We start from the raw sequence: 13,725 nt of genomic DNA on the forward strand, positions 1-13,725 counted from the left end.
ATGGAACAATGGTGGAAAAATGCTGTCGGTTATCAAATTTATCCTCGGAGTTTTAAAGATAGCAACGGGGATGGCATTGGTGATTTGCAGGGAATTATTGAGAAATTACCGTATTTAAAAGAACTAGGGGTCGATTTTTTATGGTTAAATCCGATTTACACTTCGCCAAACGTTGACAATGGTTATGATATTGCGGATTATCAAGGGATTCAGCCAGAATTTGGTACGATGGAAGATTTTCAAGAACTTTTGGACCAAGCGCATCAATTAGGTTTGAAGATTATTCTTGATCTGGTAGTCAATCATACCAGTGATCAACATCCGTGGTTTATTGAAGCAAAAAAAAGTTTAGATAATCCGTATCGTGAGTATTATTTATGGGCCGATGCGACACCAGATCGTATGCCGAATGAATGGCAAAGCTTTTTTGGTGGCTCGACTTGGACGTATGACGCGGGTACAAAACAAGCATATTTTCATGTGTTTGCAAAAGAGCAACCTGATTTGAACTGGGAAAATCCTAAAGTTCGTGAAGAGATTTATGCGATGATTCGCTGGTGGTTAGATTTGGGAATTGATGGTTTCCGATTGGATGCGATTAGTCATATCCAAAAAGAACCTTGGGATTTTAAAATTACCACGAATCCGTGGGCTCCATTTATGAATGTAAAAGGGATTGAAGACTATATGCTGGATTTGAAAGCTATTTTTGCTGAGTATGACATCATGACAGTGGGGGAAGCTAGTGGCGTTTCAAGTAAAAAAGCGGTGGAATGGACCAATGATGTGGGCTATCTGAATATGATTTTTGAATTAGAGCACAATGTTCGAGAAGGAAAGCCAGGAGAAGAACGGTTAAATATTTTAGGCTATAAAAAAGTAATGGCTCGCTGGCAAAAGCATTTAGGGACAGAAGGCTGGAATGCATTATATGTAGAAAATCATGATAATCCCAGAATCAATTCAATTTTAGGCAATGAAACCTCTCATTCTGCTAAGGCGATTGGAACAATCGCCTTGCTCTTGCGAGGAACACCGTTTATTTATCAAGGACAGGAAATCGGCATGGTTAATTATCCGTTTCAACAGATTGACGAGTTAGATGCTAAAGATTCTCATAACCATTATCGTTTGCTTATAGAAAGTGGCTACGATGCGAAACAAGCATTAAAAGAAGTGGCGCATTGGACGCGGGACCATTCGCGTACGCCTATGCAGTGGACGAGTCAAGAGGCAAGTTCATTCACCTCGGGGCATCCGTGGTTAGCAATTCATCCCAATTTCAAAGAAATAAATGTGGCTGACCAAGAAACGGATGCACAATCCGTGTTGAATTATTATAAAAAGTTAATTGCGTTGCGGAAAGAAAATCCAGTCTTTACAGATGGACAGTTTGAACTATTAGCGCCCAATCATCCGTCTGTTTTTGCTTTTTTAAGAAAAACAACTGAGGCAACAGCGTTAGTGATTGTCAATTTAAGTGGAGAAAAGTGCCAATTTGACTTGCCGAATAAATTACTAGGCAGAAAGTGGCAACAATTATTAGGGAATCAAGATTTTACGGTGAAGAAACGGATGCAGTTAGCACCTTATCAGGCAGGCGTATTCCAATAACTGATTTGTTCTATAACGAGTGCAAGAGGCTTACTTTTAAGTGGGGCTCTTGCACTCGTTTTTAGGAACTTCAACAACCGAGAGACTTCGTAAATAATTGAATTTTTACAGAAATGCGTTATACTTACTTTGAGTAAGTTATTTAATTTTTATGAAAGTAGGGGGAAATGATGCCGAAAACACGTGTAGAAGCATTTACAGATGCAGTGATTGCGATTATTTTAACGTTATTAATTTTAGAATTAAAAATTCCTGAAAAAGCAGATTGGTCTGCTCTGACTCAATCTGGACACAAAATCATTATTTATTTAATTAGTTTTGTTACTTTATTGATTTATTGGAACAATCATCATCATTTATTTCAAAGTGTCCGTAAAATTGATGGACGTGTCCTTTGGATGAATAATTTATTAATTTTGACGTTGACGTTTTTCCCGTTTGTTACTGGTTGGGTGGGTGAACATCCGTTTTCTTGGCCGCCACAAGCTTTGTATGGCTTAGTAGTATTAGGAGCTGATGTTGCTTATTATCTAGTGGTGCGGGCATTGATTCAGGCAAATGGGCCCAAATCCGAAGTACAACGTTTGTTTGGCCACTATCCAAAATTAACGCTTTCGATTGTGTTGAATATTATTGCGTTGATTGTGGGCAAACTGGTAGCGCCAATCGCTGTCCTGATTATTGATACGATTGTTTTAGTCATGTGGTTTATTCCTGAGCGAAAAGCAGAAATAAAGGAAATTTTAAAGTAGTTATTTTTTATTTATAACAAAAAAGTCATAAATCTTTTGACAAGAATGTCAAACTCCTCTATTATAAGAAGTGGATAAAAACTGAATAATTGTTAGGTGAGGCTCCTATTTGGACAAATGCTGCTGCCGCGAAAGGATCGAGAGACCCTTAGTTGGTTGAACAGGAATAATCGTGAAGGTTATTCATAATGTAGCTGATACATGTTATCTACGCCCTATAGTGCTAAAGCTCAACGATAGAGAATCTTATTTAAAGATGGTATTTTGGGACGTACTCTATTGTTGAGTAGGTCCTTTTTTGTGTGTTTGGCAAAAAAGCAATTATTCACTGGAAGTATAAATAAGAAAAAGAAAGGATGACTGTCATGGAAGACCCTGGAAGTGAACAGAGAAACAAAATACAGTCACCAATGAAAGGAGAAGATTTTAGCGCTCTTTTCGGCAGGTGACCACAACCTTGGAGGAAAAGAAAATGATGAACAAAAAAACAATGGATATGAGAAAAGCAACCAAAGATCAAGAATTACGTAAATTGGCTTTGCTTTCTGAACGGGAATTAATGATGGAATTACGGACATCTGAAAAAGGACTCTCGAATGAAGATGCCGAAAAAAGATTAGAGGAATTTGGACCAAACGAAGTTTCTGCACAAAAGCCAACCCCAGCAATTATTTTATTTTTAAGTGCATTCAAAGATCCGTTTGTCTATGTCTTAGCCTTATTGATGGTCGTTTCAACTTTAACGAAAGATTTCGAAGCCGCTATCGTGATGGGCGTGATGATTTTAGCCAGTGTCTTGATTGCTTTTATACAAGAGTATCGTTCTCAAAAAGCGAGTTTGGATTTAAAAGAATTAATTGAAAATACCGCTGCAGTGACACGGGAAGGGATTACGAAAGAAATTCCAATGGACGAAATTGTTCCAGGAGACATTGTAACTTTAGCTACAGGAGACATGATTCCTGCAGATGCCGTGTTGATTTGGACCAAAGATTTATTCGTTAATCAATCGTCGCTAACAGGCGAATCCATGCCTGTCGAAAAATTTGTGGATGCAGGTGTGGATCGTCAACAAACAGAGGTTTCTGCATTAGATATGCAAGACCTAGTGTTTATGGGTACAGATGTCTTGAGTGGACAAGGAAAAGCGATTATTTTAAAAACTGGGCAACATACATTTTTTGGTGATATTGCTAAAAATGCTACAACACAACGAGGAAAAACTAGTTTTGACTTAGGCTTAGCAAAAGTCAGTAAGTTTTTATTACGAATGGTAATGATTTTGTTTCCAATCGTTTTCTTGATTAATGGTTTAACTAAAGGTGCTTGGGGCGAAGCGTTTTTCTTCGCGATTGCCGTTGCAGTTGGTTTGACACCAGAAATGTTGCCAATGATTGTTACGAGTAACTTAGCCAAGGGTGCATTATCCTTATCGAAACATAAAGTCATTGTTAAAGAATTAGCGGCTATCCAAAATTTGGGTGGTATGGATGTGCTCTGTACAGATAAGACTGGAACGATTACCGAAGATCGTGTAGTTTTGGTTCAACATTTGAATCCATTAGGTGATTTGAGTGACGAGGTTCTAAATTTAGCCTACTTAAATTCTTCTTATCAAACAGGTTGGAAAAATTTAATGGATATTGCCGTTATTAATTTTTATGAAGAGCATCAATGGAAAACGCCGTTTAAAAATGTCACTAAAATTGATGAAATTCCTTTTGATTTTTCCAGACGCCGCTTAACGGTTGTCGTAAATGCAGATGATCATCAATTGATGATTACGAAAGGCGCCGTGGAAGAAATGGAAGAAGTGTGTACGCATGCGCAAATTAATGGCGAAATTGTACCATTAAGCACTGCTGTACGAGAAGAACTACGCCGAGTGAATGTTCAAATGAACAAACAAGGGATGCGTGTGTTAGCGGTAGCTGTAAAAAAAGATGTCCATAAAGAAGCAGTTTATTCAGTTGAAGATGAAAAAGAGATGACATTGATTGGGTTTATGGGTTTTCTTGATCCAGCAAAAGAGTCAGCCGTCAGCGCTATTCGCTCCTTACATGAACATGGTGTCAACGTGAAAGTGCTAACGGGCGATAATGACATTGTCGCCAAAAAAGTCTGTAAAGATGTAGGCATTGAAGTTTCCCATGTGTTATTAGGTTCTCAAATTGAAGCAATGACAGATGAAGAGTTGCGGGCGCAAGTAGAAGAAACTAATTTATTTGCCAAATTAAATCCGATGCAAAAATCTAAAATTATTGAATTGCTACAAGCAAAAGGTCATACGGTTGGTTTTATGGGGGATGGCATTAATGATGCACCGGCATTACGAAAAGCTGATGTGGGCATTTCAGTAGATACTGCAGCTGATATTACTAAAGATGCTAGCTCGATTATTTTACTGGAAAAAAGTTTAAATGTACTGGAATCTGGTGTGATTGAAGGACGAAAAGTATTTAGCAATATGATGAAATATATTAAAATTACCATCAGTTCCAATTTTGGGAATGTCTTTTCAATTTTAGTAGCCAGTGCCTTTTTACCATTTCTACCAATGCTTTCCTTACAACTCTTGATTCAAAATTTGATTTATGATGTGGCTCAGTTGACAATTCCTTGGGATAATGTCGATGAAGAAGAGTTATTAAGCCCTGTTCGGTGGGAAACGAACGGACTAGCGAAATTTACAGTATGTATTGGCCCGGTAAGTAGTATTTTCGATATTCTAACGTATCTTGTCATGTGGTTTGTGTTTAGCGCCAATAGTTTGGCAACTCAACATTTATTCCAAACAGGTTGGTTTATGGTGGGACTTGTTAGTCAAACGTTAGTTGTTCATATGGTCCGGACGCGGAAAATACCATTCATTCAAAGTCGTGCGTCAATGCCTGTGATGTTAAGTAGTTTAGGCGCAATTTTACTCGGTTTCCTGATTGTAGCAACGCCTATAAGAGAGGTTTTTGACTTTGTGAAACTTCCGGCTAACTACTGGCCATGGTTCTTTGGAATCATCATTGCGTACATGTTAACTGTTGAAGTAGCTAAACGTTTATATATTAAAATTACCAAGGAATGGATTTAGTAAAATCTACTGAAAGAGAAAAGAATTTGCTAAGCTGTATTACTCGTTTTGCGAAAATTTGGTGATTTTAAGCAATGAATGTTCGTGATAAAACCTAAGGTAAAGTATTTGGCAAAAAAACGAGCCAAAAAAAATAAAAATTAACGAAAAAAACTTTGTTCTCTAAAAAATAAAAAACCGCATGCTGAGTAGGTTACTCGGCTGACGGTTTTTATTTTTTGGTTTTTTCAAGATAATTTTCATGAAAACGTAAAGTTCGGAAATCAGATTACTAGCCAGCTCGGGGATGAGGGGGCTCGAATTAATAGAACTGTTATATAATATTTTCAAAATAGAATATAACAGTTGGGAGAAAAATAGTACAGAAGAAGTGTGGAACAGAAACCGTTTTCTTGTTTGTGAAAATTATCACTAAACCGCAAAAACATGCGGTTTTGCTCTTTTGTGAAAAAATGAAGAAATTAGAGTTTTTTTCTTGCGCTTTTTCGAATTTAGTGATAATTTGTTAAGTGTAGTCGATAAAAAGTAATACAGTTTCGCACTCTGTTTTACTTTTATCGAAATTAAAGAAACGTAATAGAGAGGATTGTGTGACAAAATGGCAAAGGCTAAGAAACAAAAACCTATTGACTTTAAAGAGCTAATGGCTAAAGTCGACGCTGATTTCCCAACTTTCCAAATCTTGGATCAAGATGGAAAAATTGTGAATGAAGATTTAGTACCTGATTTATCGGATGAGGAATTAGTTGAATTAATGACACGCATGGTTTGGTCTCGTGTGTTAGACCAACGTTCTACTGCATTAAACCGTCAAGGACGCTTAGGATTCTTCGCGCCAACAGCTGGACAAGAAGCAAGCCAATTGGCAAGTCAATTTGCAATGGAAAAAGAAGACTACTTACTACCAGGTTACCGTGATGTACCTCAATTAGTACAACATGGTTTACCATTAAGAGAAGCTTTCTTATGGTCTCGTGGTCACGTAGCAGGGAACTACTACGCGGAAGATTTAAATGCATTACCACCACAAATTATCATTGGTGCTCAATACATCCAAGCAGCTGGTGTTGCTTTAGGATTGAAAAAACGTGGAAAAGAAAATGTTGTCTTCACTTATACTGGTGACGGCGGTTCTTCACAAGGGGACTTCTATGAAGCAATTAACTTTGCTGGTGCTTACCAAGCAAACGGTGTCTTCATTATCCAAAACAATGGTTTTGCGATTTCTACACCTCGTGAAAAACAAACAGCGGCTAAAACTTTAGCTCAAAAAGCTGTTGCAGCAGGAATTCCTGGTATTCAAGTTGATGGTATGGATCCATTAGCAGTTTACGCAATTGCAAAAGAAGCACGCGATTGGTCAGCTGCAGGAAACGGTCCAGTTTTAATTGAAACATTAACTTATCGTTATGGTCCACATACTTTATCTGGAGACGATCCAACACGTTACCGTTCAAAAGAAATGGATGACGAATGGGTACAAAAAGATCCATTGACTCGTTTCCGTAAATATCTAACAGATAAAGGCTTATGGTCTGAAGCAAAAGAAGAAGAAATTATTGAAAAAACAAAAGAAGAAATCAAAGTAGCGATTGCAGAAGCGGATAAAGCGCCAAAACAAAAAGTTTCTGATTTCTTGAAAAATATGTTTGAAGTTCAACCTCAAACAATTAAAGAACAAATTGCATTTTATGAAGCGAAGGAGTCGAAATAAAAATGGCACAAAAAACTATGATCCAAGCAATTACAGATGCCTTAGCTCTTGAATTAGAGAAAGACGAAAATGTCTTAATCTTCGGTGAAGACGTTGGTAACAACGGTGGGGTTTTCCGTGCAACTGAAGGTTTACAAGAAAAATTTGGTGAAGACCGCGTCTTCGATACACCTTTAGCTGAATCTGGTATCGGTGGATTGGCTTTCGGTCTTGCCTTGCAAGGTTACCGTCCAGTTCCTGAAATCCAATTCTTTGGTTTCGTTTTTGAAGTATTTGACGAAATCGTTGGTCAAATGGCTCGTACGCGTTACCGTATGGGTGGAACTCGTAATATGCCAATTACTGTTCGTGCCCCATTTGGTGGTGGTGTTCATACACCAGAACTTCACTCAGATAACTTAGAAGGATTAATCGCACAATCACCAGGTGTTCGTGTTGTTATTCCATCAAACCCTTACGATGCAAAAGGACTATTAATTTCATCTATTCGTAGCAACGATCCAGTTGTTTACTTAGAGCACATGAAATTATACCGTTCATTCCGTGAGGAAGTGCCAGACGAAGCTTATGAAGTGCCTTTAGATAAAGCGGCTGTAACTCGTGAAGGAACAGACGTATCAATCATCACTTACGGTGCTATGGTTCGTGAAGCGATTAAAGCAGCTGATAGCTTAGCGAAAGACAATATTTCAGCAGAAATCATTGACTTACGTACAGTGGCTCCTTTAGATGTGGAAACAATTATTAACTCTGTTGAAAAAACTGGCCGTGTGGTTGTCGTTCAAGAAGCACAAAAACAAGCTGGCGTTGGCGCTATGGTTGTTTCTGAAATTTCTGAACGTGCCGTATTATCATTAGAAGCACCAATCGGACGTGTATCTGCTCCAGATACAATCTTCCCATTCGGACAAGCAGAAAATATCTGGTTACCAAATGCGAAAGATATCGAAGCAAAAGCTAGAGAAATCGTCGAATTTTAATAGTTATTCGAAGTAGATAAACGAAGAATTAAACAGGTGGATTACGGCTATAGGCATGAAATGTTCAGCTACTATAGTCGTTTCCCCGCGTTTTGCTCCTAAGAAAATAGACAGATCCAACGAAGAAGGGAAGACTTAAAAAATGGCTTATCAGTTTAAATTACCGGATATCGGTGAAGGGATTGCCGAAGGCGAAATCGTTAAATGGTTTGTAAAACCTGGCGATACAATCAACGAAGACGATACGTTATTAGAAGTACAAAATGACAAATCAGTGGAAGAAATTCCATCACCAGTAACAGGTACTGTAAAAAATATCGTTGTACCAGAAGGAACAGTTGCAAACGTTGGTGACGTGTTAATTGAAATCGACGCACCTGGTCACGAAGATAACGATGCAGCACCAGCAGCTCCTGCACAAGAACAAACACCAGCACAACCTGCTGCTGTACCAACAACCGAAGCAGCTGGCGGATTTTTCCAATTCAAATTACCAGACATCGGTGAAGGAATTGCCGAAGGCGAAATCGTTAAATGGTTCGTTAAAGCGGGCGACACAATTAATGAAGATGATTCATTATTAGAAGTACAAAATGACAAATCAGTAGAAGAAATTCCATCACCAGTAACAGGTACTGTAAAGAATATCGTTGTACCAGAAGGAACAGTTGCCAATGTGGGTGACGTGTTAGTTGAAATTGACGCACCTGGTCATAATTCAGCAGCACCGGCAGCCGCAGCACCAGCTACTGACGCTCCTAAAGCGGAAGCATCAGCTCCAGCCGCTTCAACAGGCGTAGTTGCAGCCGCTGATCCAAACAAACGCGTTTTAGCAATGCCATCTGTTCGTCAGTATGCGCGTGAAAAAGACGTTGATATTACACAAGTAACTGCAACTGGTAAAGGTGGCCGTGTCATTAAAGCGGATATTGATGCCTTTGTCTCTGGTGGTTCTCAAGCAGCCCCAGCTACTGAAGCTGCCGCAACAGAAGCAGCACCTAAAGCGGAAGCAGCTGCACCTAAAGCAGCGCCAAAAGCCTTTACTTCTGATTTAGGCGAAATGGAAACACGTGAAAAAATGACACCAACACGTAAAGCAATTGCTAAAGCAATGGTTAACAGCAAACACACTGCTCCTCACGTAACATTACATGATGAAGTAGAAGTTTCTAAATTATGGGATCACCGTAAGAAATTTAAAGATGTTGCTGCTGCAAATGGTACAAAATTAACATTCTTACCATACGTTGTAAAAGCATTGACTTCAACTGTTCAAAAATTCCCAATCTTGAATGCATCAATCGATGACGCAGCACAAGAAATTGTTTACAAAAATTACTTTAACATTGGTATCGCTACTGATACAGATCATGGCTTATATGTACCAAATGTTAAAAATGCTAATACGAAGAGCATGTTTGCTATCGCTGATGAAATCAACGAAAAAGCAGCATTGGCTATCGAAGGTAAATTAACTGCACAAGATATGCGTGATGGTACAATCACAATTAGTAACATTGGTTCAGTCGGTGGCGGCTGGTTTACACCAGTAATCAACTACCCTGAAGTTGCTATTTTAGGCGTTGGTACAATTGCACAAGAACCAGTTGTTAATGCAGACGGCGAAATCGTTGTGGGACGCATGATGAAATTATCATTAAGCTTTGACCACCGTATCGTTGACGGCGCAACTGCTCAAAAAGCAATGAACAACATTAAACGCTTATTAGCTGATCCAGAATTACTATTAATGGAAGGATGATTAACAAATGGTAGTAGGAGATTTCGCCATTGAACTAGATACAGTCGTAATCGGAGCTGGTCCTGGAGGATACGTTGCCGCAATTCGTGCCGCAGAAATGGGTCAAAAAGTTGCGATTATCGAACGTGAATACATCGGAGGCGTTTGTTTAAACGTTGGATGTATTCCTTCAAAAGCTTTAATTGCTGCTGGACATCATTACCAAGAAGCACAAGATTCTTCAACTTTTGGTGTAACAGCTAAAGGAGTCGAATTAGACTTTGCAAAAACACAAGACTGGAAAGATAACACAGTTGTTAAATCATTAACAGGCGGCGTTGGCATGTTATTGAAAAAACACAAAGTAGAAATTATTGAAGGCGAAGCATTCTTCGTTGACGAAAATACATTGCGTGTTATTCACCCAGACTCAGCACAAACTTACTCATTCAATAATGCTATTGTAGCAACAGGTTCTCGTCCAATTGAAATCCCAGGATTCAAATTTGGCGGACGCGTGTTAGATTCTACAGGCGGTTTAAACTTAAAAGAAGTTCCTAAAAAATTCGTTATTATCGGTGGCGGTGTCATCGGTGCTGAATTAGGTGGCGCTTATGCTAACTTAGGTTCAGAAGTAACAATTTTAGAAGGTAGCCCATCAATTTTACCAACTTATGAAAAAGATATGGTTAAAGTTGTCACAGACGACTTCAAGAAGAAAAACGTAACAATCGTGACTTCAGCAATGGCTAAAGAAGCTGTTGACAATGGCGATAGCGTCACTGTTAAATATGAAGTTAACGGAAAAGAAGAAAGTGTTGAAGCAGATTACGTAATGGTCACTGTTGGACGTCGTCCAAACACAGACGACTTAGGCTTAGAACAAGCGGGCGTTGAAATTGGCGAACGTGGTTTAATCCCAGTTGACAACCAAGGACGTACTAACGTGAAAAACATCTTCGCAATCGGCGACATCGTACCAGGTGCTGCGTTAGCGCATAAAGCAAGCTACGAAGCAAAAATTGCTGCTGAAGCAATTTCTGGTAAGAAAGTTGCAGTTGATTACAAAGCAATGCCAGCTGTTGCCTTTACTGATCCAGAATTGGCAAGCGTTGGTATGACTGTTGCAGAAGCAAAAGAAGCGGGAATCGAAGCAAAAGGCTACAAATTCCCATTTGCTGGTAACGGCCGTGCAATCTCTTTAGATAAAACTGAAGGATTCATGCGTTTAGTTACAACTGTAGAAGACAATGTCATCATCGGTGCACAAATTGCCGGTGTCGGTGCAAGTGACATGATTTCTGAATTAGCTTTAGCTATTGAATCTGGCATGAATGCAGAAGACATTGCTTTAACAATCCACCCACACCCATCATTGGGCGAAATTACTATGGATACAGCTGAATTGGCTTTAGGTTTACCAATTCATATTTAATAGTATCACTTTGTCGCACGACAGATATAATGCGCCTTTTGCACTTGTTGCATTAGCCACAGCAAGAGCAAAAGGTGTAAAAAAACAACGACTTCTCGGAGTCGTTGTTTTTTTTATGCTCTGTTCTTTCTTTTACGGTATTTAAGAGGTGTTTCACCCGTTTCTTGTTTAAAGATCCGGACAAAATAGCTATCTTCAACAAACCCTAAATCTTCACTGATTTGGGCGATCGTTTTATCTGTCTCCAAAAGAAGCTGTTTAGCCCATGTGATTTTTAATTGTCGATAAAATTGACTAAAGGGAATACCAAACTCCTCTTTTAATAAACGACTTAAATACGTCGGTGTCAAATGAACAAGGTCTGCCAGTTCTTGTAAATTTAAACGCAGCGATTTGTTTTCCCAAAGGGCATCTAAAACCGGTTGTAATTGCTTATTTTTAGTTTGATAGGCACTTGAAGGAGTTAATTGAGCAGTTAATAAAGTTTGTTGAATATCTTTTTGGATCATATTCAATGGCTCCAGCTCTTCTTTTCGCGAACTAATCTGTAAGGATTGTTTGTACGTATTGATTAAATAATCTTTTTTGATGGCTTCAGAAATAATATATTGGCTTAGATCAGCGATTAATGTCGCGCTCTTTTCTAAGTCTGCTAGTTCTAAAACAGGGTATTGTTGATACAGCTCTTGGTGTGTTACTAAAAATTCTTGAATGAAGGCATCATTCATGGTTAAAACCTGTTCTAACTCTTCTTGGTGATCTTCGAGCAAAACTTCACCAGCCATAATGGCTCCTACATACTGGTCATCAACAATAATGGGGATGGCCATATCAACGATGTTAAAGTGACAACGGTAGATAAAAGGCTGACCAGTGCGAACAGCTTCCAAGCCACCACGAGCATCACATTTTTCACAAAGTTTCGAGAGCTCAGGGGAGTGACGTACCAGTTGGCAAAAGGGTTGAACTTGACTATGTTTCGTCACAGGACGACCTTTATAATCGACTAAAATAATGGCTAAACGAGTGCTTAAGGCCAATGATTCTTGCAATTTTTCCCACTTTTCTAAATCTAAAATATTTTTTAATTCTACAGTCATAAGGCAATCCTTCAATCTAAAGTTTAAAAATCATAATATTTTATTATTTCACAAAATAATTCTATCATTTTTTGCAAGAAAACGATACCAAAAGTTCAATGCTTTTTGAATGAAAGCGTTTTATACTATGTATGTAAACAAAATATAGGAGGCTATCAACATGAGAAAAGCATTGATTTTACCAACGAAATATGTTCAAGGGGAAGATGAATTACTAAACTTAGGTTACTTCGTTTCAACTTTTGGAAAAAAAGCGTTACTAATTGCAAATCCTGCTGACGTTGATCGTGTACGTCCACAATTGGAAGAAACAGCGAAAAAGTTTGACATTACCTTCGTAGAGGGTGGCTTTAGTGGAGAAGTAACGCGTGAAGAAACAAAGCGCTTGCAAAACGTTGGACAAAAAGAACAAGCAGACTGTATCATTGGTTTAGGTGGCGGTAAAGCAATCGATGCTTCAAAAGTCGTAGCAGAAGGTGAAAACTTAATTATTGTACCAACGATTGCGGCTCAAGATGCACCAACTTCGCATTCAGCTGTACTATATCATGAAGATGGCTCATTTGATGATTATGCTTACTTTAAACAAAGTCCAAGCGTCGTGATGGTTGATACAAAAGTGGTTGCCAAAGCGCCAACTAGATTTTTAGTTGCTGGAATGGGGGATGCCTTATCCACATATTTTGAAGCACGCGCAACACACAATTCATATTCTCGGGTTAATGCTAGTTTGCCAATGGGTTCAAGAGAAGGCTTAACGCCTGCTGCTAGCGGCACATATGCAGCTTTGGCCATGGCAAAACTTTGCTGGGAAAACCTCCAGGAAGATGGGTTAAAAGCGAAATTAGCTTGTGATGCAAATGTGGTTACTGAATCATTGAATAAGATCATTGAAACAAATATCTTACTTTCAGGATTAGGTTTTGAAAGTGGTGGTTTAGCTGCAGCGCATGCGATTCATAACGGTATGACAGTCTTACCTGGTGCGCACAGTTATTTACATGGTGAAAAAGTAGCCTTTGCAACGATTGCACAACTTGTATTAGAAGATGCAGCAAAAGACGAATTAGAAGCTGTTTTAGACTTTAGCGCTTCTGTAGGTTTACCATTAACGCTTTCAGACATTGGTGTCGATGAAATCACTTATGAAGAAGCATTGGAAGTAGCCAAAATTGCTTGCATTCCAGAAGAATCAATTCATTCAATGCCATTCCCAATTGTCGTTGAAGAAGTAGCGAATGCAATCATTGTTGCAGATAAAGTCGGACAAGAATATAAAACAAGACATAAATTAGATTAAGGAA

The 13,725-nt window shown here is 38.7% G+C and carries 9 protein-coding genes and 1 riboswitch; of the genes, 8 read left to right on the top strand and 1 reads right to left on the bottom strand.

What is annotated here, in order from left to right:
- The 7 genes from IGL13_RS05590 (at nt 1) to lpdA (ending at nt 11,321) form a co-directional block, all read left to right on the top strand.
- The gene (locus IGL13_RS05590) at nt 1–1,614 is read left to right on the top strand and encodes a glycoside hydrolase family 13 protein (RefSeq protein WP_002378331.1); all 1,614 of its coding nucleotides are present in this window, start codon (nt 1–3) and stop codon (nt 1,612–1,614) included.
- Between the two features lie 170 nt (nt 1,615–1,784).
- Nucleotides 1,785–2,366, top strand: a complete 582-nt coding sequence (locus tag IGL13_RS05595) for a TMEM175 family protein (protein WP_002392546.1) — start codon at nt 1,785–1,787, stop codon at nt 2,364–2,366.
- A gap of 81 nt (nt 2,367–2,447) precedes the next feature.
- A riboswitch (M-box (ykoK) riboswitch) is annotated at nt 2,448–2,615 on the top strand.
- Between the two features lie 223 nt (nt 2,616–2,838).
- Nucleotides 2,839–5,451 (top strand): magnesium-translocating P-type ATPase, encoded by a 2,613-nt coding sequence (gene mgtA, locus IGL13_RS05600; RefSeq protein WP_002388982.1) that lies wholly within the window; start codon nt 2,839–2,841, stop codon nt 5,449–5,451.
- A gap of 598 nt (nt 5,452–6,049) precedes the next feature.
- Nucleotides 6,050–7,165, top strand: a complete 1,116-nt coding sequence (gene pdhA / locus IGL13_RS05605; RefSeq protein WP_002357768.1) for a pyruvate dehydrogenase (acetyl-transferring) E1 component subunit alpha — start codon at nt 6,050–6,052, stop codon at nt 7,163–7,165.
- A 2-nt stretch (nt 7,166–7,167) separates the two neighbouring features.
- Nucleotides 7,168–8,145, top strand: a complete 978-nt coding sequence (locus tag IGL13_RS05610) for an alpha-ketoacid dehydrogenase subunit beta (RefSeq protein ID WP_002357767.1) — start codon at nt 7,168–7,170, stop codon at nt 8,143–8,145.
- A gap of 142 nt (nt 8,146–8,287) precedes the next feature.
- Nucleotides 8,288–9,907: a dihydrolipoyllysine-residue acetyltransferase gene (locus IGL13_RS05615; RefSeq protein WP_002357766.1), complete on the top strand. Its 1,620-nt coding sequence runs from the start codon at nt 8,288–8,290 to the stop codon at nt 9,905–9,907.
- Between the two features lie 7 nt (nt 9,908–9,914).
- Complete coding sequence (gene lpdA, locus IGL13_RS05620) at nt 9,915–11,321, top strand: dihydrolipoyl dehydrogenase (RefSeq protein ID WP_002357765.1); 1,407 nt, start codon at nt 9,915–9,917, stop codon at nt 11,319–11,321.
- Between the two features lie 113 nt (nt 11,322–11,434).
- Here the strand turns inward: lpdA and IGL13_RS05625 are convergent, their stop codons facing one another.
- Nucleotides 11,435–12,421, bottom strand: a complete 987-nt coding sequence (locus IGL13_RS05625; protein ID WP_002382271.1) for a PocR ligand-binding domain-containing protein — start codon at nt 12,419–12,421, stop codon at nt 11,435–11,437.
- A 160-nt stretch (nt 12,422–12,581) separates the two neighbouring features.
- Here IGL13_RS05625 and IGL13_RS05630 point away from each other — a divergent pair, with 160 nt between their 5' ends.
- Complete coding sequence (locus tag IGL13_RS05630; protein WP_002363858.1) at nt 12,582–13,721, top strand: glycerol dehydrogenase; 1,140 nt, start codon at nt 12,582–12,584, stop codon at nt 13,719–13,721.
- The last annotated feature ends 4 nt before the right edge of the window (nt 13,722–13,725 follow it).

Origin of the sequence: Enterococcus sp. DIV1937, from assembly GCF_050535975.1 — a bacterium.
Lineage (GTDB): Bacteria > Bacillota > Bacilli > Lactobacillales > Enterococcaceae > Enterococcus > Enterococcus faecalis.

Coding starts and splice junctions, on each gene's coding strand:
- mgtA (WP_002388982.1), top strand. CDS start 2,839: ATGATGAACAAAAAAACAATGGATATGAGAAAAGCAACCAAAGATCAA.
- IGL13_RS05595 (WP_002392546.1), top strand. CDS start 1,785: ATGCCGAAAACACGTGTAGAAGCATTTACAGATGCAGTGATTGCGATT.
- IGL13_RS05590 (WP_002378331.1), top strand. CDS start 1: ATGGAACAATGGTGGAAAAATGCTGTCGGTTATCAAATTTATCCTCGG.
- pdhA (WP_002357768.1), top strand. CDS start 6,050: ATGGCAAAGGCTAAGAAACAAAAACCTATTGACTTTAAAGAGCTAATG.
- IGL13_RS05625 (WP_002382271.1), bottom strand. CDS start 12,421: ATGACTGTAGAATTAAAAAATATTTTAGATTTAGAAAAGTGGGAAAAA.
- IGL13_RS05615 (WP_002357766.1), top strand. CDS start 8,288: ATGGCTTATCAGTTTAAATTACCGGATATCGGTGAAGGGATTGCCGAA.
- lpdA (WP_002357765.1), top strand. CDS start 9,915: ATGGTAGTAGGAGATTTCGCCATTGAACTAGATACAGTCGTAATCGGA.
- IGL13_RS05630 (WP_002363858.1), top strand. CDS start 12,582: ATGAGAAAAGCATTGATTTTACCAACGAAATATGTTCAAGGGGAAGAT.
- IGL13_RS05610 (WP_002357767.1), top strand. CDS start 7,168: ATGGCACAAAAAACTATGATCCAAGCAATTACAGATGCCTTAGCTCTT.